At 73.8% G+C, this 20,659-nt stretch carries 12 protein-coding genes; 4 read left to right on the top strand and 8 right to left on the bottom strand.

The genetic code is table 11. From position 1 onward, the window contains the following. Positions 1-207 precede the first annotated feature (207 nt). Complete coding sequence (locus RVR_RS15175; RefSeq protein ID WP_202234357.1) at positions 208-744, top strand: hypothetical protein; 537 nt, start codon at positions 208-210, stop codon at positions 742-744. 175 nt (positions 745-919) lie between these two features. Here the strand turns inward: RVR_RS15175 and RVR_RS15170 are convergent, their stop codons facing one another. Continuing rightward, a complete protein-coding gene (locus tag RVR_RS15170) occupies positions 920-3,031 on the bottom strand; it encodes a heavy metal translocating P-type ATPase (protein ID WP_272933084.1) in 2,112 nt (703 codons plus the stop codon). A gap of 185 nt (positions 3,032-3,216) precedes the next feature. On the opposite strand from RVR_RS15170, the gene RVR_RS15165 reads away from it, so the two are divergent. Together RVR_RS15165 and RVR_RS15160 are read left to right on the top strand one after the other, a co-directional pair. Further along, entirely contained in the window at positions 3,217-3,606 is a 390-nt protein-coding gene (locus tag RVR_RS15165; protein ID WP_202234356.1) for an ArsR/SmtB family transcription factor, read from the top strand. A 179-nt stretch (positions 3,607-3,785) separates the two neighbouring features. Then, positions 3,786-5,369, top strand: a complete 1,584-nt coding sequence (locus RVR_RS15160; protein WP_202234355.1) for a purple acid phosphatase family protein — start codon at positions 3,786-3,788, stop codon at positions 5,367-5,369. 57 nt (positions 5,370-5,426) lie between these two features. On the opposite strand, the gene RVR_RS15155 is transcribed toward RVR_RS15160, so the two are convergent. The 7 genes from RVR_RS15155 to RVR_RS15125 form a co-directional block, all read right to left on the bottom strand. Continuing rightward, complete coding sequence (locus tag RVR_RS15155) at positions 5,427-8,594, bottom strand: discoidin domain-containing protein (RefSeq protein ID WP_237404761.1); 3,168 nt, start codon at positions 8,592-8,594, stop codon at positions 5,427-5,429. Between the two features lie 174 nt (positions 8,595-8,768). After that, on the bottom strand, positions 8,769-11,534 hold the full coding sequence (locus RVR_RS15150) for a glycoside hydrolase family 130 protein (RefSeq protein WP_202234354.1): 2,766 nt from the start codon (positions 11,532-11,534) through the stop codon (positions 8,769-8,771). A 257-nt stretch (positions 11,535-11,791) separates the two neighbouring features. Continuing rightward, a complete protein-coding gene (locus RVR_RS15145; protein WP_237405313.1) occupies positions 11,792-12,586 on the bottom strand; it encodes a carbohydrate ABC transporter permease in 795 nt (264 codons plus the stop codon). A gap of 103 nt (positions 12,587-12,689) precedes the next feature. After that, entirely contained in the window at positions 12,690-13,655 is a 966-nt protein-coding gene (locus RVR_RS15140; protein WP_202234352.1) for a carbohydrate ABC transporter permease, read from the bottom strand. Positions 13,656-13,660: 5 nt separating this feature from the next. Further along, positions 13,661-14,956, bottom strand: a complete 1,296-nt coding sequence (locus RVR_RS15135) for an ABC transporter substrate-binding protein (RefSeq protein ID WP_202234351.1) — start codon at positions 14,954-14,956, stop codon at positions 13,661-13,663. Positions 14,957-14,977: 21 nt separating this feature from the next. Then, positions 14,978-16,594 (bottom strand): FAD-dependent oxidoreductase, encoded by a 1,617-nt coding sequence (locus tag RVR_RS15130; protein ID WP_202234350.1) that lies wholly within the window; start codon positions 16,592-16,594, stop codon positions 14,978-14,980. A gap of 312 nt (positions 16,595-16,906) precedes the next feature. Further along, positions 16,907-17,974, bottom strand: coding sequence for a LacI family DNA-binding transcriptional regulator (locus tag RVR_RS15125; protein ID WP_237404760.1), 1,068 nt, complete (start codon positions 17,972-17,974; stop codon positions 16,907-16,909). Between the two features lie 234 nt (positions 17,975-18,208). Here RVR_RS15125 and RVR_RS15120 point away from each other — a divergent pair, with 234 nt between their 5' ends. Continuing rightward, the gene (locus tag RVR_RS15120) at positions 18,209-20,599 is read left to right on the top strand and encodes a polysaccharide lyase 8 family protein (RefSeq protein WP_202234348.1); all 2,391 of its coding nucleotides are present in this window, start codon (positions 18,209-18,211) and stop codon (positions 20,597-20,599) included. Positions 20,600-20,659 lie beyond the last annotated feature (60 nt).

Here is a 20,659-nt window from a genome sequence, read left to right as displayed (position 1 = left end):
TCCGGCGCGGCGGGTCTCCCGCGCGCGGCCTCCTCCGCCGCGCCGGGCCGCAGGACGGCGGGGTGCGCACGGAGCGTGCCCGGACGGCCTGCCTGTGTGACGGGGCAACGCCTCGGCCCGGTCCCGGCGGACCGCGCGGCCCTACAGTCGTCGGGGACCACGACGCCAGAACGCCGCGCCCGGCGCGGTGAGTTGAGGAGGAACCCGGTGCCATCGCCCTGTGACCCCCAGTACGCCCCGGTGGGCGACGTGGGTACGGCCCTGCTGATGGTCGACTCCCGGCTCAAGGCCGTCCACGACGGCAGCGCCGAGGAGGACCCCCGGCAGCGGCAGTTGATCGACCAGTTCACCGCGTCGATGAGCCCCGAGGAGGCCGACGACGTGCTGGACGGGGCCTGCACGCTCGTCTACCTGTACGCCCGGTGGCTGACCGCGGCCTACGAGGACCACGGCAAGGACGTCGTCGAGTACGTCGTGCCCGACCTCGTCGCCACGATGCGGCAGATGCCCCGGAGTATCCGCCCCGAGGCGATTCCCACCATGGCCGGCATGGTGATCGCCGCCGCGGGCGGTCTGGGCCCGGGCCTGTGGCGCAAGCAGTACGGCTACTGGACCGAGAGCGAGATGACCCCGCTGGAGGTCACCGCCTTCCTCCTCGCCGAGCGGATCAACCACCTGACCGACGACCGCCAGTTCGCCACGCGCCTGATCAGCAACGCCCTGAGCAGTGCGGCCCAGGACTGATCCCGCGCCGCTGACCGCCCGGGCCTGATCCCGTGCCCGCCCCCGGCCCCGGGCCTGATCCCGTGCCCGCGGTCGCGTCCCGTGCCCTCGGCCCCGCGCGCGCCCCTGACCCGGCCCCTGACCCGGCGTCCGGGCCCGACCCCGCGTCCGGGCCGCGCGCTCTCGGCGGGTTCGCTCACTTTGGGGTGGGCGGGGTGCGCGGGGAGCCGGACGGGCGCGGCCAGGCCGCCTCGCGCAGCAGGCGCAGGCCGTTGAGCCCGACCACGACGGTGGATCCCTCGTGGCCGGCGACGCCGAGCGGCAGCGGGAGGCTGCCGGCCAGGTCCCAGACCACCAGCCCGGTGATGAACACCGCGGCGACGGCCAGGTTCTGGAGCACGAGCCGGCGCGCGGCCCGGGACAGCCGCACCACGGACGGGATCGCGGTGAGTTCGTCGCGCACCACGACCGCGTCCGCGGTCTCCAGCGCGAGGTCGGACCCGGCCTTCCCCATCGCGACGCCCGAGTGGGCGACGGCCAGGGCGGGGGCGTCGTTGACGCCGTCGCCGACCACCAGCACCTTCCGTCCGGCCGCCGCCAACTCCCGTACCGCGTCGACCTTGTCCTGCGGCAGCAGTCCGGCGCGCACGTCGGTGATGCCGACCTCGGCGGCCAGGCGGGCCGCCGCGCGCGGGTTGTCGCCGGTGACCAGCAGGGGCGTACCGCCGGCCAGTTCGCCGAGCGCGCGGACGGCCGCGGCGGCCTCGTCGCGCAGCCGGTCGGCGATGCCGAGCACGCCCAGCGGTACCCCGTCGGCGACGACCACCACGGCGGTACGGCCCTCCGCCTCCAGCCGGGCGGCCTCCGCCCGCGCGGCGTCGACGGCGGCGCGTGCCCCGACGGCGGGGCCGCCGTGCGCGACGGCGGTGGGTTGCGCGACCTCGGTGGATCGCCCGACCGCGTCCGCCCGGACGTCCGCCCCGCGCGGGACGGACGCCGCGTCGGCGAGCAGGCGGGCCGGGCTGCCGACCTGGACGGTGCGGCCCGCCACGGTGCCGCTCACCCCGGCGCCGGGCGTGTAGTCGAAGCCCTCCACCGGCGGGAGGTCGAGGCCCCGCTGCCGTGCGGCGTCCACCACCGCGCGGGCCAGCGGGTGTTCGCTGGGGTGCTCGACCGCCGCCGCCAGCCGCAGCACCGCGTCCTGGCCGCCCGCGCCGGCGGCGGCCGTCGCGAGGACGCCGGTCACGCGCGGGGTGCCCTCGGTCAGCGTGCCGGTCTTGTCCAGCGCGACCGCGTCGACCTGTCCGAGGCGCTCCATCACCACCGCGGACTTGACCAGGACGCCGTGCCGTCCGGCGTTGGCGATGGCGGACAGCAGCGGCGGCATGGTGGAGAGCACCACCGCGCAGGGCGACGCCACGATCATGAACGTCATCGCCCGCAGCAGCGCCGGCCGGAGTGCCTCGCCCAGGAGCAGCGGGAGGGCGAACACGGCGAGCGTGGCGGCCACCATCCCGATCGAGTACCGCTGCTCGATCCGCTCGATGAACAACTGGGTCGGGGCCTTCGTACCGGACGCCTCCTCGACCATCCGCACGATCCGGGCGATCACCGAGTCCGCCGGGTCCCGCGCCACGCGTACGCGCAGGGCGCCGGTGCCGTTGACGGTGCCGGCGAACACCTCGTCGCCGGCCTCCTTGACCACCGGCAGCGCCTCGCCGGTGATGCCGGCCTGGTCGACGTCGCTCGCGCCGTCCAGCACCTCGCCGTCGGCGCCGATCCGCTCCCCGGGCCGGACCAGGACCACGTCCCCGACCGCCAGGCGCTCGGTGTGGACGACCTCCTCGCCGCCGCCGGGAAGCAGCCGGGTGGCGGTGGCCGGGGCGAGGTCGAGCAGCCCGCGCACGGAGTCCGCCGTGCGGGCGGTGGCGACGGCCTCCAGCGCGCCGGAGGTGGCGAAGATGACGATCAGCAGCGCGCCGTCGAGCACCTGGCCGATCGCGGCGGCGCCCAGCGCGGCGACCACCATGAGCAGGTCCACGTCCAGCGTCCGGTCGCGCAGCGCCTTGAGCCCCTCCCAGCCCGGTTCCCAGCCGCCGGTGGCGTAGGTCGCGGCGAACAGCGTGCCCCCCAGCCAGGCCGGCCCGCCGGACAGGTGGAGGGGCAGGGCGAGCAGGAAGGACACCACGGCCGCGAGCGCCCACCGGGCCTCGGGCAGCGCCAGCACGCGGGTGCGCCGCCGGGGCGGCGCGGTCGGCCGCGGACCGCTCGCGGGCGGCGCGGACCGCTGGACCAGGGCAGGAGGCACGGAAGACCGACCCTTCGAGGCGAGCCCGTCACGGGCGGAGGAGGTGGACGGCGTACGACGGAGGCGGGACGGACGGGCCCGTGACCGGTCGGCACGCCACGGGCCCGGGAGACCGGGCCGGACGCCTTCCGTATGGTACATGAACATCTGAAGAGTTCTTCAAGTGTCATCGTTATGATGGTGCCATGGGCCACGGACGCGTCACCAAGGACAGCGGCGCCACCACGCGCGAGCGCCTCGACGCGGTCGGCACCGCGGACGTCGCCGCCACCCTCCAGGCACTCGCGACGCCCTCCCGGCTGCACATCCTGGCCCGCCTCCAGGAAGGGCCGTGCTCGGTGGGCGACCTCGCCGAGGCCGTCGGCATGGAAGCGTCGGCCTGCTCCCACCAGTTGCGCCTGCTCCGCAACCTCGGGCTCGTGGCCGGCGAGCGGAACGGCCGCTCGATCATCTACGCGCTCTACGACGACCACGTCGCCGAACTCCTCGACCAGGCGCTCTACCACGTGGAGCACCTCCGCCTCGGGGTCCGCGACGTGCCCGCGGACGCGGCGCTCCCCGCGTCCGCCGACTGACCCGCCGGCCTGCCGGCCAGGCGCCCGCCCGGCTGTGGGCCGTCCCTTCCGCGCGGCCCGTCCCACCCGTCACGGGCGCACCACCCCGCCGCCGGGGGAGGCGTGCGGACGGCCTTCCGACACCGGCCGTTCGCCTTCCGTACGCCCGGGCATCCGCCCGCGATGGCAGCTTCCCCGTCATGGACACTCCTCGCATGGGCATCGGCGCCGAGCTCGCCGGGAAACTGAGCATGGCGGAACAGCACGAGTACCTGCGGTCCCGGCTGAGCCGGCGGCGGCTGGTGCTGGGCGGCGCGGTCGCGGCGGGCACCGTCGCCGCGTCCGGGCTGCTCGGCCAGAGCGCGAGCGCCGCGGCACCGACCCTGGTGGGCCGCCCGGCCACCGGGCACGGCGTGGACGGCGCGCTGGTCGCCCCGTTCGGCCGGCACCTCCAGTACGGGGCCGACCCGCGTACGCAGTTCACCGTCTCCTGGCAGGTGCCCCTCGCGGTCACCAGGCCGTTCGTCCGCTACGGCCTCAAGCCGTGGGCGCTGAGCCACAAGATCCAGGCGGAGGTGCGGGACCTGCACACGCCGCAACTGCCCGGCAGCAGCCTGCCCGCGGTCGACCAGTACTACCAGCACGTCACGCTGACCGGCCTGCACCCGGGCACGACGTATTACTACGGGGTGGGCCACGACGGGTTCGACCCGGCCGACGCCGCGGCCTTCGCCACGATCGGCTCGTTCACCACCGCGCCGTCCGGCAGCGAGCGGTTCACCTTCACCGCGTTCGGCGACCAGGGCGTGAGCTACCACGCGCTCGCCAACGACTCGCTGATCCTGGGCCGCAACCCCTCCTTCCACCTGCACGCCGGCGACATCTGCTACGCCGACCCCGACGGCAACGGCACGTCCGCGGACTCCGGCGACTACGACGCGCGGACCTGGGACCAGTTCCTCGGCCAGACCGAGTCGGTGGCCTCCCGGGTGCCGTGGATGGTCACCACCGGCAACCACGACATGGAGGCGTGGTACTCGCCCAACGGCTACGGCGGCCAGGAGGCGCGCTGGACCCTCCCGGCCAACGGCCCCCGCCCGGCCAACCAGCCCGGCGCTTACTCCTTCGTGTACGGCAACACCGCGGTCGTCGCCCTCGACGCGAACGACGTGTCGTACGAGATCCCGGCGAACTACGGCATCAGCGGCGGCGGGCAGACCGCCTGGCTGGACCACACCCTGGCCGCCTACCGCAAGCAGCGCGGCATCGACTTCCTGGTGGTCTTCTTCCACCACTGCGCCTACTCCACCACCAACCAGCACGCCTCCGAGGGCGGGGTGCGCGACGTCTGGGTGCCGCTGTTCGAGAAGTACCAGGTGGACCTGGTGATCAACGGCCACAACCACGTCTACGAGCGCACCGACGCGATCCGGGCCGGCTCGGTGTCGAAGTCCCTGCCGATCGGCGCGACCGTCCGTCCGGCCACCGACGGCGTCGTCTACGTGACCGCGGGCGGCGCGGGCAAGAGCCTGTACTCCTTCCCGGTCCCCGACTCCTACGAGGGCCACGTCCAGGACCTCGACTCGGTGCCCACCTACTACCAGGCCAAGGGCGGCCACGTCGCCGAGACCGTGCACTGGTCGCGGGTGCGCTACACCGGCTACTCGTTCCTGTCCGTCGACGTCCAACCCGCCCACGCCGGGGGCGAGTCGACGCTGACGGTCTCCGCGATCGCGGAGAGCGGCGAGCGCATCGACCACTTCACGGTGGCCCGCCGGGCGTAGCGGCCCGTCCCGTCCGGGGGTGCCGCACCGCCACCGGTGCGGCACCCCCGTCGCACGTCAGCGCACCGAGAGGGCCACCAGGCGCGCGCCGCCGTGGTCGGCGGCGTCCGTCGCCAGGGCGACGTAGCGGGCGGTGGCCCCGACGGCGAGCTGCCGGCGCGGCCCGGACCCGGACAGGGTGCCCGCGGCGCGGTAGCTCACGCCGTCGTCGCTGACCTCCACCCGGCCGACGGGCACGCGGCCGCCGGTCCACTCGGCGCTGACCTGCGTGAACGCCACCGACGCGCCGAGGTCCACCACCATCCGCCCCTTCGGGCCGGGCGTCCACGCGGTGTGCGGGTCGCCGTCCACGGCCGTCCGCGGGTCGGACATCCCCGCGGGCAGCGGGTCGGTCGGGAAGACGGTCCGGCCCAGCGCCAGGTCGTCCAGCGGGAAGGCGGTGGCCCCGGCCAACCGGACGGTGGCGGTGCCGCGGACGGTCGCCACCGCGCTGCGCCCCTGGCCGGTCACCCGCACCTGGCCGGACGCCCCGGACAGCCGCACCGTGGCGCCGTCGACCACCTCGGCGACCAGGCCGGACGGCAGCCGGCGGCCGGAGAGCGGTTCCAGGGTGAGGCGCGGGGCGAGGAGCTCCGCCGAGGCGGCGTCGAGCCGGACCTCCAGCGAGGTCCCGTCGGAGGTGACCGTCTGCCGGCCGTCGAACAGCACCCGTCCGGTGCCGGCGGACGGCACCGCGACCGTGGTGGACACCGCCGAGCCGGTCAGGTTGAACAGGCTGAGGTGGTCCTCGGTCAGGGCCGCCCGCACGCCGTCGGCCGCCGGCCGCGGCACCGGCCGCCCCGCCAGGGCGCGCAGGGTGCCGGCCGAGGCGCCGGGCAGCCCCTCGACCAGCAGCGGCGCGGACGGGCCGTCGGCGAGCACCACGGTGTCCCCGTAGACCGACAGCGGCAGCGCCGAGCCGCGCACCACCAACCCGGCCCGGCCGTCCACGTCGAGCCAGCCGCCGGTGCTGGTCAGGTCCGGGGTGGGCCAGGACGCCAGGTCGGTCCAGGTCTGCCCGTCGGAGGAGCCCTGGACGAGGTACTTCCGTCCGGCGGCCGCCTCCCAGCGGATGGTGACCCGGTCCACCGCCTCGGCGGAACCGAGGTCCACCTGGAGCCAGCTGTCGGCCCGCAGCCGGTCGGCCCGGGAGACCGCCCACCGGGTGGTGGTGCTGCCGTCCACGGCCAGCGGGGCGCCCAGTCCGGTGTCGGAGGAGGACGCGGTGGCGGTGCCGCCCTGGGCGAGGTCGGCGCCGCCGGCGCCGTCCCGGGCCTCGAACTCGTAGACCGAGTAGCCGTAGGTGGGGTCGCCCTGGACGCCCTGCATGCGCAGGTAGCGGACCTCGGTGCGGGGGAAGGCCAGTTGGTCCACCCGGCCGCCGGCGGTCCCGCCGTCGCCGTCGGCGGCCGCCACGGTGTGGCTGCCCTCGGCGTACCGGTAGGTGCGCGAGCCGGTGAGGCCGGGCATGCCCGGCATGGTGAGGTTGTAGACCTCCAGGTGGCCCTCGCCCGCGCCGGTCCCGGTGGTGGCGTAGACGACCGCGCCGGACGGCAGGGTGGTGAGGCCGGCGCGGCCGGCGGACCCGAGGTCCAGCACGGTCGCGCTGCCGTCGAAGCCGTCGCGCACGGCCTGGTAGACCCGCACCCGGCGGCCGGCGACGGTCCCGGTGACCGCCGGCAGGAACACCGCGGTGGCGGCGCTGAGCTTGAACAGCCAGTCGTCGTGGGCCGGCTGCCAGGGGAACTTCACGAACCCGGCCTTGCTCACCGCCCCCGCCCAGGCGCCGGACGACTGGTGCGAGACCAGCCCCGGGCCGGCGCCGAAGTCCATGACACCGGACGCCTGCCGGAAGAACTCCGCCTCCGACAGCGCCCGCACGGTCCGTCCCGAGCGCGCCGCCCACAGGTGGAGCAGGTAGCTGATGGCGACCTCGGCGCGGGCCTCCGGCTCGTACTTCGGCTCGCCGGAGAACTTCGCCAGCCGGTACTGCGGCGGGTACGCCTGGTACGCCTCCAGCCGTTCGGCCATGGCCTGTTCGGCCCGGGCGGCGGCGCGGTCGCCGATCACCTGGGCCTGGAACGCCAGCGGGATGACGTCCCGCCCGTACAGGTGCTCCCGGTCGTTGATCATCGGCATGAACGGCTCGCCCGCGTCGCTCATCACGTTGAGGATGCTGCGCCACAGCGGGCCGGTGTTGGGCTGGTCGGTGACCACCTGCGGCAGCGCGTGTCCCGCGGTCAGGTAGTGGATCGCGGTGCGGGCGGAGGTGCGCCACACCTCCTCCTGGTAGTGCGGCTCGAAGGAGCCGTGGTTCTCCACGAGGAAGGTGTCCCACAGGTTGTGCCCGGTGTTGGCGCTGACCGCGGTCCCGTCCACCGTCGCCGGGTTGGCCAGGTCCGCCGCCGGCAGGCCCGTCTCGTTCCGCGACCAGGCCCGGTAGGACGCCAGCCAGTCCGGGTACCGCGGGTCGTCCTGCGCCCAGACCAGCGCGGGCACCAGCGACTGGGCGTAGACGCCCATCTCGTCGACCTTGGTGTCGCCCTGCCAGCCGCCCTTCAGCCCGTTGGGGGTCCAGGGGGAGGACAGCGGGTCGTCGCCGGTGCCGAGCGAGGTGGTGTACGCGGCCTGGTCGCGGATCAGCGAGTCGACGAGTCCCCGCGTGGCGGTGTCGAGGTCGTTCCACAGCAGTCGGGCGGCGAGCGCGAAGTACAACTGGAAGGTGGTGTCGAAGAAGAGCGTCCTGCCCCACTCGGTGCCGCCGTTGTTGCGGTTGGAGGCGGCGAAGTGCGCGATCGAGGCGACGGTCCGGTCCTTCAGCGTGGCCGCGTCGATGCCGGCCTTGTCGGCGTCGTAGCTGCCGTGGGTGAGCAGGACCGCGTTGCCGAGGACGACGGCGAAGCCGAAGTCGGTGGCGGTGTAGTAGCCCTTGGCCGCGTCCCACTGGGTCTCCGACCAGCGGGTGTGGTCGAGCAGGACCCGGTAGTAGGTGTCGGCCACCGGGTCGGGGGCCGCCGCGCCGCCGGCGTGCCCGGCGGTGGAGGAGGAGCCCTCGGCGGACGCGGTGCCCTCGGCGGACGCGGTGCCCTCGGCGAGCACGGTGGGAAGGGCGGCCAGGGCGGCCGAGGCGCCGAGCAACTGGACGAACCGGCGCCGATCGACGGGCGGAGGAGGTACTGGGGACACGTGCGACGCCTCTCGTGGATCTGGTGGGACGGGGTGGATCTGGTCGGGCCGTGGATCTGGTCGGACGAACAGGCCGGGGGAGGACGCGGTGCGGGGCAGGCCGGGAGGGCGGGGGTATGCCGGGACGGCGGGGGAGGCGCGGGGGAGCGCCGGGCGGCGCTCCCCCGCGCCGGGTCACCCGGCGGCGGGTGTGCCGTCCAGCGCGGTGGCGAAGACGTGGAGGTCCTTGTCGGTGGGCAGGGTGATCGACGCGACGACCCGGTCCGGGTCGACGGGGATGCTCTGCTCGTCGACGTGGAAGGCGTGCTCCTGGGCCCCGAGCGCCTGGTTGCGGTAGGTCATCGCGGCGACCTCGGTGTTCCCGGTGCCCGGCGCGTTGCCCCAGTCCGACTGCGCCAGCGTCGCGGTGCCGCTGCTGCCGTCGGTGTAGTGGACGGTCACGGTGCCGGAGTGGGCGCCGTCCGTGGCCGCGCCGAGGAAGCCGATCCGGGTGGCGCCGGAGCGGTGCGGCATCAGGACGGTCTGGCCGAGCGCCCGCACGTTGTCGTCGTTGCACGGCTGCGCCTGCGGCCAGGTGAAGGCCAGTCCGTCGACGTCCACCCGGGCGCCCGGGGTGAGCGGGTGCGGTGCGGCCGTCCCGAGCGCGTCCGCCGAGTAGGTGTCGGTGCCGTTGTCGAGCGCGCCGCACCCGCGGTTGGTGTCCGGGGAGATACCCACGTCGTTGTAGTAGTCCGACAGCGCGTCCGTGGCCGCGACGGTGAACTGCCCGGTGCCGGACGTCCCGCCGCCCGGCCCGGTCACCACCGCGACGCTCGCCACGCTGCCGGGTTCGACCCGCCAGATGTTCCCCGGCCCCGAGGACGTCGAGACCGCCGGGCCGCTCGGCTTCGGCACCGTGAAGGTGACGGAGGTGTCCGACCAGTGGTCGATCGTGAGGGTGCCGAGGTCGCCCGCGCCGCCCCAGTGCACGCCGGCGTCGGACAGCAGCAGGTGCCGGCCCTGCGGGGAGGAGCCGAAGCCCTTGCCGGTGACGGTGACCCGCTGGCCGGGCGCGGCCTGCGCGGGTGCGACGCCGGTGATCGTCGCGGGCCGGGCCGGGGCGTCGGTGAGCGCGATGTCGTCGACGTAGCCGCGGTAACCGCCGCTGCTCGCCGGTTGGTCGTAGCCCAGGTCGATGCGGACGATCTTCCTGCCCGCGGCGGCCTTCCCGATGTCCACGCTGACCCGGTTCCACTGGTCGGCCTTCAGCGTGCCGCACTGCGACGCCGGGGTGAGCGGCGACCCGCGCAGGCCGTGCAGCGTGCTGCCGTCGGAGAAGACGAGGTCGGGCGCCACGCAGGTGCTGTTGTCGCCGCTGACGCCGGGCGCGGCGGAGCCGGCGGCCTGCGGGTAGATCCAGTAGCTGAGCGTGGTGTCCCGGCCGGTGCGCACCGGCCGGTCCGCCAGGTCGAACAGCCGCATGGAGGCGTGGTCGTCGGCCGCGCCGGTGGCCTGGCCGGAGTACATCAGCGCGTTGGTGCCGTCGTGGTCGACCACCTGGCGCGCGCTGGCCTCCGGGCCGGAGGCGCCGGGGTACGCGGTGACGCCGGCGATCCCGCCGCCGGCGGCGGAGGTGTCGACGCCGTCGACCCAGTCCGGCGCGGGCTGCCCGTGTTCGAAGCCGGTGCTGAACAGGGTCCCGGCCGAGGGCGCCGGCTGCGGCCGGCGCAGCCCCGCGGTGGCGAGCGCGGTGACGGTGTCACCGCCGCCGTAGTACATCATCCACTTTCCGTCGTGGAAGAAGACGCTGTTCGTCCACGCGGTCTTCGGGGTCTGGCCGTTCCACTCGTACGGCACGTCCGGGGTCGGGGTGAGCACCGCGTCGCTGAGCTGGTGGAGCATCACCGTCGGGTCCTGGCCGGAGAACTCCTCCTCGCTGATCGCGTAGAACCAGCGGCCGTTGGCCATCAGCGTCCCGGCGGTGAACACCACGATGTCCTGGTGGGCGGGCCGGCCCACCACGGTTCGGTAGTCGGTGACCGCCACGGAGACCTCGTACGGCTGCCAGCCCTTGGGGTAGTGGACGTCGAGCGGGTCGGCCGTGCGCGGGGTGGTGCTGCCCTCGGCGTGCCAGGTGCGCAGGTCCGAGGAGTAGGCGATGTCCGTGCCGGTGTCGCCCTGGCCGAAGTACATGACGTACTCGCCGTTCACCTTCCGCGGCGTCCCGTCGGAGTCGGTGACCACCGCCGCGTCCTTGTTGTTCCCGCCGGCGGGCTCCACCGTCCACGGGGTGCTCCAGTGGACCCCGTCGGTCGAGGTGGACTCGGCGATGTCGTACGAGCCGTAGCAACTGCCGTCCGCCTTGGGGTGCACGGCGGTGAAGAAGGAGTAGTAGGTGCCGTGGAGTTCGAACAGGCGCGGGTCCTCCAGCCCGCACTTGTCCTGCTGCCCGGCCAGGCCGAAGTCGATCACCGGGTTCTGCGCGGTGTCCTCGGTGAAGTGCACGCCGTCGGTGCCGGAGGCGTAGCCGATCTGCGACGGGCCGCCGTCGGTGCCCTGCGCGCGGTAGAGCATCCGGTACCGGCCGCCGCGGTCGATCACGCCCGGGTTGTACAGGTCGGCGGCCTCGTAGCCGCTGCCGCTCGGCGTCATCAGGGGGTTGTGCGCGCTGCGGGTGAACGGGCCGATGGCCCAGTCGGGGATGTTCGCCGCGGTGTAGCTCGCGTCCTCCGCCGCGCTGGCGGGGGGCGCGGCCGCGTCGGCCGCGTGCCCGGGCGGCGGGGCGGCGCCCGCCGCCGACGCCGTCGCGGTGGGCGCCGCGCCGAGCGCGGCCCCGAGCGACAGGGCGAGCGCGCCCGACGCGAGCAGCCGCGCCACCGCGCGCCCCCGCCGGGCCCGCCGCGCCGCGGGCGCGTCCGGCCTCCCCCGAAGGTGCGCGGCGAACTGGCGAATACCGACCATCGTCCCAACCTCTCAACTCGACGCGAAAAGCCTCGAACGGGTCTTCACAGCACGCTTCGCGGCGGCGGGCCACCATCTGACAACGTTGTCGCCCGCACCATTCCACTGCGGATCGGCAGCGTCAAGGGGTGCGGCGGGTCGGCCGTTCCGCCGCGCGGGGCCCGCCCGGCCGGCGCCGCGGACCCCGCGCGCGCAACAGGGCCGCGCGGCGGCCGAGTTGCTCCGGCCACCGGTCGGCGCGGCGGTGCCGTCGCCGGTCAGCCCTTCAGACCGGTCTGGGCGAGGCCCTCGACGAAGTGCCGCTGGGCGGCGACGAAGACGGCCAGTACCGGCACGACCGTGGTCACGGAGGCCGCGAGCTGGACGTTCCACAGGTGGGTCCCGTACGCGTCGGTGTACTGGGTGAGCGCCACCGGCAGCGTGTAGTTGCGCTTGTCGGTCTCGTAGACCAGCGGCTCCAGGTACATGTTCCAGCTGTTGAGGAAGGTGAAGATCGCCACCGACGCCAGTGCCGGCCGGGCGAGCGGCAGCGCCACCCGGAAGTACAGACCGAACCGGTTCAGGCCGTCCATCCGGCCGGCGTCCTCCAGCTCGTCGGGGACGGCCAGGAAGAACTGCCGCATCACGAAGGTGCCGAGCACGCTCGGCGCCCCCAGGACCGGGATGACGATCAGCGGCCAGTGGGTGTTGGTCAGCCCCAGCCGGTCGACCATCTTGAACAGCGGGATGATGGTGACCTCGGTCGGGATCAGCAGGCCGCTGAGGATCAGCGGGAAGAGCACCTTGTTGCCGCGGAACGGGATGCGGGCGAAGGCGTACCCCGACAGCGACGCGACCACCATCGTGCCCGCCGTGACGAGCACCGCGATGTAGAGGCTGTTCAGGTACTGGTGGGCCAGCGGGTAGTGCGCGAACGCCGTCCGGTAGTTGGACCACTGCGGGTGCAGCGGAAGCAGCTTCGGCGGATAGCCGAGCACCTCGTTCTCCGGCAGCAGCGAGGAGGTGATCATCCACCACGTCGGGAACACGAAGGGGATCGCCAGCAGCACCATCAGCGCGTACAGCAGCGGCTTCCGCCACCGGCCGCCGCGCCGGGCCGGTGGCCGCGGTGCCGCGGCCGCGTCCCGCGGCGCGACCGGTCGGCGGGCGGCTGTCTCAAGACTCATGGAACACCCACTTCCTGCGCAGGCGCCACTGGATCGCGGTGAGCACCAGGATGATCGCGAACAGGACGACGGCGACGGCGCTGCCGTATCCGAAGTCGTGGTTGTCGAAGGCCTGCTGGTAGAAGAAGTACACGAGGACGTTGGTGTGGTTGTCCGGGCCGCCCCCGGTGAGGATCTGGATCTGCGCGAACACCTGGAGGGAGCCGCTGACCGTCACGATCGTGGTCAGCAGCGTGGTGGGGCTGATCATCGGCAGCACCACCGAGCGGAACCGGCGCCACGCCCCCGCGCCGTCGATCTCGGCGGCCTCCAGCAGCGAGCGCGGGACGCCCTGGAGCGCCGCGAGGAACAGCACCATGTTGAGCCCGACGTTCTTGAAGACCTGCACGACCACCACCGACACCAGCGCCGAGTCGTCGCCGCGCAGCCAGTTGGGGCCGTGCACGCCGACCACGTGCAGCAGTGAGTTGATGCCGCCGTTGTTCTGCAACAGGAAGTTCCAGGTGATGGTCCACGCCACCAGCGAGACCACGACGGGCGAGAAGAAGAGCGTCCGGAACAGCGTGGTGCCGCGCAGCCGCTGGTTCAGCAGCACGGCCAGCAGCAGCGCCAGACAGATGTTGATCACCACGAGTCCGAGGCAGAACAGCACCGTCGCCCGCGCCACCGCGGGCGTCGCCGGATCGTGGATCAACTGCGTGTAGTTCTTCGTGCCCGCGTACGTGGTCACGCCGGAGAGCACGTTGGAGTGGTGGAAGCTGTAGTAGACGACCGCGATCAGCGGGTAGAGGACGAAGGCGAGGAACCCGAGGGTCTGCGGCAGCACGAACAGCCAGCCGCTGAGGGTGTCCTGCCGCCGCAGCGTGCGGCGCCGCCCGGACCCGGCCCGCGGCCCGGACCCGGCCCGCGGCTCGGCTGTGCCCGCGCGTGCGCCTGTCACCGGTGTGTCGCTCATGGCGGTCACTCCGACAGGGCCGGCTTGATCGCCTTGCACACGCCCGCCAGCACGGAGTCGACGTTCGCCCCGGCCTTCCACATCGGGTCGAGCGCGTTCTGGACCAGGTTGGCGATCTTGGCGCTGTCCTCGTGGGACGGCAGGACGGCGCCGTCCTTGATGCCGTCGATCACCACGTCCTGCAACTGCTGCGCGGTGAACAGGGGGTTGGCCTTGGCCAGCGCGGCGGTGGTGAGCTGGCTGGTGCGGGCCGGCGGGAAGTAGCGGGCCAGCTTCGCGGAGTTGGCCGGGTCGGAGAAGTAGGCGAGGAAGTCGGCGGCCTGCTGCTTGTGCGCGCCCTTGGCCATGACGCCGATGCCGGCCTGCCCGATCACCTGCGACGCGCCGGCCGGGCCGGAGGGCAGCGGGACGATCCCCCAGTCGAACGGGTGGTCGGCCAGCAGCGTGGCACGGCTGATCTGGGTGACGGTCAGGGCGGACTCGCCGGCGAAGAAGTCGGCGGTCTCACCGGGTCCGGGCAGCGCCTTGTCCGTGAAGATCGCGTCGTGCAGGAAGGTCATCGCCTGCCGCATCTGCGGCGTGTCGAACCCGCAGGTCCTCCCGTCGGCCGACCACGCGTCGGCCCCCCAGCCGCGCCACAAGGAGGCCAGCTCGATCCAGGTCTTGTAGTCCCAGTCCCGCACCACCAGGCCCTGCTTGTCGGTGTGCGCGACGACCTGCGCGGCCGTCTTCTCCGCGTTCTGCCACGTCCACTGGTGGGCGGCGACGAGCTGGTCCGGCGTCGAGGTCACCCCGGCCTTCTTCAGCAGGTCCTTGTTGTAGAACATCCCGAACGGCGAGGTGGAGAAGGGGTACGCGTACAGGTCCCCGTCCTGCTTCCACAGCTTGGTGGCCGCGGGCGTCAGGTCGTCGTACTGGTAGCCGGGGGTCTTCCGCAGGGTCGGGGTGAGGTCGGTCAGGGCTCCGGACGACACGAAGTCGGGGGCGTCCCGCTCCAGGACCCACGCCATGTCGGGCGGGTTGCTGCCGGCGATCTGCGTGGTCAGGGCGGTGGTGTAGTTGTCGATCGGGAGGTAGTCGAAGGTGATCGACCTGATGTCCGGGTGCGTCTTGCGGTAGGCGGCCGCGATGCTGTCGAACAGAGCCGTCTGCGAGGCGTCGTTGCTCCACACCGTCATCCGCAGCGACACGTCCGTGTCGTCGCCCGAGCCGGACCCGTTCGAGCAGCCCGCCAGGCAGGCGGTCAGCAGGCACGCGGCGGACAGGGCGAGGGAGGTGAGCCGGAGGCGTCTGGTTCTCATCGTTGCTCCAGAGGGTCAGTTCTAGTAGCCGCGGATCTCGGGCCAGGCCAGCGGGACGCCGCGCCCGGACAGCAGGGACTGGTAGTCGTCGAGGTGGTCGGGCGTGGCGTGCACGCCGTGCGGGGTGCGGCCGGTGGCGACGCAGTGCGCGGCCAGCGCGCCGGCCGCCTCGCCGATGTTCCACTCGACCGGGTGCAGGCGGTAGGCGCCGTTGGTGATGTGCGTGGTGCCGATGTTCTTGGCCGCCGGCAGCAGGTTGGCCACCCGCCGGGGCAGCAGCGCGCCGAGCGGGATCTGGAACGGGGCCGACGCCACGTCCAGGTAGGTGTCGCCGCCGGTCGAGGGGTGCAGGTCGATCCGGTACATGCCGATGCCGACCGAGTCCGGGTAGCGGGTCGCGCCGCGCTCGCCGCGGATCGCCAGCGACACGTCGTCCTCGCGGACCGTGGTGACGGCCCGGATACGGCGGGACTCCCGCACGTAGGGGTCCTGGGCCAGGCCGTCGTCGGTGCCGAGCAGGTCGCCGCGCAGCCGCAGGGAGGGGAAGCCGGTGCCGCCGTCGGGCCGCGGCGCCTCGGTCTGCATCCAGTACAGCGCCGACAGCGCCAGCTCGCGCGCGCCGGCGCGGTGCGCCGCCGCCTCGTCGGCCGGGACCTCGAAGAGCGGCCCGTCCATGTAGTCGATCATCGGCCAGTTCACCAGGGTGATGTCGCTGGCGTACGCGCCGGGCTCGAACTGCCTGCGGGCCGCGATCCGCCGGAACCGCCACAGGTCGTCGGTGCCGGCGTCCTTGCTCTGGTCCGCCTCGACGGCCAGCGGGTCGTCGTCCGGGTTCGGGTCCAGCCAGCCCTTCGACGGTTCGAGGGTGCGGGGGTTCGGCCAGGAGAACGCGAGCAGCGGTCCGGGCCAGATGTCCGGGCGGACGGACCGCCAGTGGTCGTACGTCGCCGGGCGGTCGATGGTGTGGTCGCCGTCGACGTGGTCCACCGCGAAGCACCACGACGCCGCCTGCATGGTCAGCGGTTCCGCGGTGTCCTTCGCGCCGGGCTCGCCGGTGTCGTCCCGGGACTCGGCGCCGGTGACGTACTCGGTGCCGGTCAGCGGCAGGAGTTCACCGGTCTCGGTGGCGTCGATGACGTAGCGGGCCTGCACGGTCACCGGGCCGTCCGCGGTGTCGCCGTCCGGCACCAGGGTCACCGCGGTGACCGCGTCGCCGTCGACCGCGGCCGAGTCCGGGCGGTAGGGGCGCAGCACGGTCAGCCGGCCGGAGCTGCGGGCGGGGGCGAGCATCGCCTCCAGCACCGCCACGGCCACCCGCGGCTCGTGGCAGAGCCGGCTCACCAGGCCGGCGCCCGGATTGAGCTGGCGGGCGCGCAGCGCCTGCGCAGTGAGCGGGTAGTGGCGCCGGTAGTAGCCGCGGACGCCCTCCCGCATCGCCCGGTACGACGCGGTGACGCCGAGCATCTCGACCCACGGGTGCTCGTCCGGCGGGGTGGCCTGGGCGGTGAGCTGGCCGCCGAGCCACCGGGGGCCCTCGGTGAGCACGACCCGTGCGCCGTGCTCGGTCGCGGCCAGGGCGGCGGCTATGCCGCCGAGCCCCCCGCCGACGACCAGCACGTCCGTGCGTAGTTCCTTCACCTGCGCGTCCTCCTTGGTAATTCGTATTAGCGCACGCTAGGGAAGGAAGCCGGAGAAGTCAACGAGATGGACGGAAGCGGTGGGAGGAGGCCGCGGCCCGCGGACGGGCGTGCTCGCGGACGCGCGTCAGCGCCGGGGGTGCGTCGGTGCCGGGGGCGCGGGTGGGATCGTCCGGAACCGGAAACGGGCGGCGCCGCCGACGGGGTGCGGGTGGGTTCGTCCGTGCGGGTCCGGGTGCGGGTGCTGGTCAGCGGCGGGTGCGGACGCGGACTCGGGCGCGGGGGATGGCGCGGACGCGGGCGCGGGCGCCGGTCAGCGGCGGGAGCGGGGCGGCGCCGTGGTGACCGTGGTGCCTTCGACCAGCTCGCAGGGGAGGAGCACCTGCGTCCTGCGCCCCGGCTCCATCTCGCCGCGCAGCATCCCGACCAGGATGCGCACCGCCCGCGCGCCCATGTCGCGCCGCGGGATGCGGAACGTGGTCCAGTCGGCCTCCGGCGCCGTCCGCAACGGCCACGCCGAGGTCTGCGTGGGATCGGTGTCGCCGAGCACCCCGATCGACAGGTCCTCCGGCACGCGCAGCCCGGCCCCGGTGGCGAGCGCCCGCAGCGCCGCCGCCATCTCCGTCGCCTCCACCAGCGCGGCGGTCACCCCGTCGGCCCGCAGCCGGCCGAACACCGCGGACGGGTCGTCGTCGCTGAGGGCGAGGGGCGCCTTGCGGTGCCGCCGGCACGCGTGCAGGTACCCCGCGCGGCGGTCGGCCGTCGACTCGCTCTCCTCCCGGTAGCCGACCAGCGCCACCCGCCGGTGGCCGAGCGACCACAGCCGCTCGTACAGCTCCGCGGTGGCCGCGGCGTAGTCGCCGCCGACGTAGCTGACCGGACCCGCCGACGACTCGCGCCGGCCGATGAAGACGAACGGGAACCGCTCGTCCACCAGGCGGTCCAGCTCGTCCCGGTCGGTGTGCCGCCCGAGCAGGATGCAGCCGTCCGCAATGCCGAGCCGGTTCGACCCCTCCTCGTACACCTTGCGTCGGCCCTGGCGGCGGCCCGGGCTGGTGAAGAGCAGCAGGTCGAAGCCCTGCGCCTCGGACTCCTCCTCGATGCCGCCGAGGAAGGGGCCGTAGAAGTCGGCGGTGCCCGAGGGGAAGACCGCCTCGTAGGTGAACACCCCGAGGATCTGGTTGGACTTCCCGCGCAGGCGGCGGCCCATGATGTCCACGGTGTAGCCGGTCCGGCGCAGCGCCTCCTCGACGCGCTTGCGCGTCTCGGGCGCGACCCGCACCCCGTCGGAGTCGTTGAGCACCAGGGAGACCATCGCCTGGGAGACGCCCGCGAGGCGGGCCACCTCGGCCTGGGTCACCCGTTTCCGGCGCTGCGTCACGTGTCGCATCGTAACGCCACCCTTCCTCTCCGCAGGTGCGGCTCCGAGCCGGCGCCGGCCAGCGCGATCCGGAGTGATCCGGCGTGATCCGGCCGCTCTCCGCCGGGCCCCATGCTAATACGTATTATCCCTTGACTTCCACCGTCGCGCGGCGCCACCATCCCTCACGCCCCCGGCGCCGCCCGTTCCGGTCCGCTCCCGGCCGCCGTCCTCCCCCTACCGTGAGGTCCTCCCATGTCCGCAGAGCACACCTCCCGTGGCATCACCCGCCGTTCCACGCTGCTGGCCGGCGCCGCGCTGGCCCCCGCGTGGTTCCTCGGCTCGGCCCTCGGCGCCCCGGCCCGGGCCGCCGCGGCGACGGCCGCGGACTTCGCGAAGGTCAGGAGCCAGTGGCACGACACGCTGATCGGCAGCTACAGCGCCTCCGACCCGGTGATCGCCGGCTACGTGCAGGACGCTGCCGACGCGGCGGACGGCCTGTGGTCGACACTGGACACCTCGGCCTCCCGCACCTACCTGTGGGCCGACCTGGACAGCGGCACCGTCTCGGCGGTCCAGCGCGACGTGATCGGGCGGCTGCGCCAACTCGCCCTCGCCTACGCGTCCCCCGGCTCGTCGCTCTCCGGCAACGCCGAGCTGCTGGCCGACATCCGCTCCGCCCTCGACTGGTTCCTCGCCCACAAGTACGGCGTCGCCGCGAGCTACGACAACTGGTGGGACTTCCAGATCGGCATCCCCCTGGCGCTGAACGACACCTGCGTCGCCCTGTACGACCAGCTCTCCGCCAGCGAGATCGGCACCGCCACGGCCGCCGTCGCCCGCTACCTGCCGGACCCGAGCCGGGTCGGCGGGGCGGCCGCCACCGGCGCCAACCTCAACTGGACCTGCGCCGTCACGACCGTGCGCGGCGCGCTGAGCCAGGACGCGGCCGTGATCGGCAGCGCCATGACGGCGATCGCCGGCCTCTACCCGTACAGCACCGCCGGTGACGGCTTCTATCCCGACGGCGGCTTCGTCCAGCACAAGGTCTACGCCTACAACGGCTCCTACGGCGTGTCCCTGCTCCAGTACCTGACCTACCTGCTGGTCGCCCTCCAGGGCACCCCGTGGGCGGCGACCGCCGACCAGGTGCAGCGCGTCTTCACCTGGACGCAGGCCAACTACGTGCCCTGGATCTACCGCGGCGCGTTCATGGACATGGTGCGCGGCCGGGCGCTGTCCCGCTTCTACGAGACCGACCACCGCATCGGCCGGCTGACCGGCGCCACCCTGCTCCAGTTGGCCCGCCTCTTCCCCGCGGGCCAGGCGCTCACCGTCCGCTCGCAGGTCAAGGGCTGGATCACCACGGACACCTACCAGGACTTCTTCGGCTACGACCCGGTGCCGCTGGAGCAGGTGCGCACCTCGTCGATCGCGCTGGGCCGGGCCGTCGTCGCCGACCAGGCGATCCCGGTCGGACCCGAGTCCACCACCTCCGTCGTCGCGACCTCGATGGCCCGGATCGTGCACCGCCGCCCCGCGTTCGCCTTCGCCATCGCCATGGACACCACCGCGATCAAGCCCTACGAGAGCGCCAACGCGGAGAACCTCGAAGGCTGGTACACCGGCGAGGGCGCCACCTACCTCTACCTGGCCACCCAGCCGGGCCACTGGACGAACGCCTACTGGCCGACCGCGAACAAGTACCGGGTGCCCGGCGTCACCCTCGACACCAAGACCCTCGCGCTCGGCACCAACCGCGGCTCCACCAACACCTGGGCCGGCGGCGCCCTGCTCGACGGGAACGTGGCCGCCGGGATGGGCCTGTCGTTCGCCGTGCAGACGCTCACCGGCCGCAAGTCGTGGTTCTGCGTCGACGACATCGTGGTCTGCCTGGGCGCCGGGATCACCAGCACCGACGGGCACACCGTCGAGTCGGTCATCGAGAACCGCAACACCGGCCCGAACGGCCAGGCGAACGTCCACGTCGACGGTGCCGTGGTGCTCTCCACCCCGAGCAGCACACCGACCGTCGTCCAGCCGCGGTGGATCCACGTCGACAACCTCGGCGGCTACGTCTTCCCGGTCGGCGGCCACGTCACGATGGTGCGCGAGGACCGCACCGGCAAGTGGACCGACATGGACCACCGCGGGGTCTACGACGACACGACCGCCTACACCCGCAGGTTCGTCACCCTGTGGGTCGACCACGGGGTCAGCCCGAGCGGCGGGAGCTACCGCTACATCCAGCTTCCCGCCGCGACCTCGGCGCAGACCGCGGCGTTCGCCGCGTCGAACGACGTCACCGTCGAGAACTCGCCCCAGGTGCAGGCCGTCCGGCGGGCCGGCGCCGGGATCGCCATGGCGAACGTCTGGCAGGCGGGGGCGCCCAAGGCCGGGGGCATCCAGGTCGACCGGACCGCCTCGGTCGTCACGCAGCGGAAGGACGGCACGCTCAGCGTCGCGGTCTGCGATCCGACCCAGCGGCTCACCGGCACGGTGACGGTCACCGTGGACGGCGCCGTGTCGGCCGTGACCTCCGCCGACCCCGGCGTCACCGTGCTCGCGACCACGCCGGACGTGCGGCTGGCGGTGGCCGTCGGGGGAGCGGCGGGGAAGAGCTTCGTCGCCCGGTTCGCCGTGTGACGTCGGGGCCCGACGTGCCCTCGCGGGCACACACCGCGGGCACCGCCCGCACCGTAGGAC

This window comes from Streptomyces sp. SN-593, assembly GCF_016756395.1.
Classification (GTDB): Bacteria; Actinomycetota; Actinomycetes; order Streptomycetales; family Streptomycetaceae; genus Actinacidiphila; species Actinacidiphila reveromycinica.
This window is presented reverse-complemented; position numbering and strand designations above follow the sequence as displayed.

Excerpts from the sequence above, each read along its gene's own strand:
- RVR_RS15135 (WP_202234351.1), bottom strand. The coding sequence starts at position 14,956 with ATGAGAACCAGACGCCTCCGGCTCACCTCCCTCGCCCTGTCCGCCGCG.
- RVR_RS15145 (WP_237405313.1), bottom strand. The coding sequence starts at position 12,586 with ATGGTGCTGCTGGCGATCCCCTTCGTGTTCCCGACGTGGTGGATGATC.
- RVR_RS15120 (WP_202234348.1), top strand. The coding sequence starts at position 18,209 with ATGTCCGCAGAGCACACCTCCCGTGGCATCACCCGCCGTTCCACGCTG.
- RVR_RS15140 (WP_202234352.1), bottom strand. The coding sequence starts at position 13,655 with ATGAGCGACACACCGGTGACAGGCGCACGCGCGGGCACAGCCGAGCCG.
- RVR_RS15165 (WP_202234356.1), top strand. The coding sequence starts at position 3,217 with ATGGGCCACGGACGCGTCACCAAGGACAGCGGCGCCACCACGCGCGAG.
- RVR_RS15150 (WP_202234354.1), bottom strand. The coding sequence starts at position 11,534 with ATGGTCGGTATTCGCCAGTTCGCCGCGCACCTTCGGGGGAGGCCGGAC.
- RVR_RS15160 (WP_202234355.1), top strand. The coding sequence starts at position 3,786 with ATGGACACTCCTCGCATGGGCATCGGCGCCGAGCTCGCCGGGAAACTG.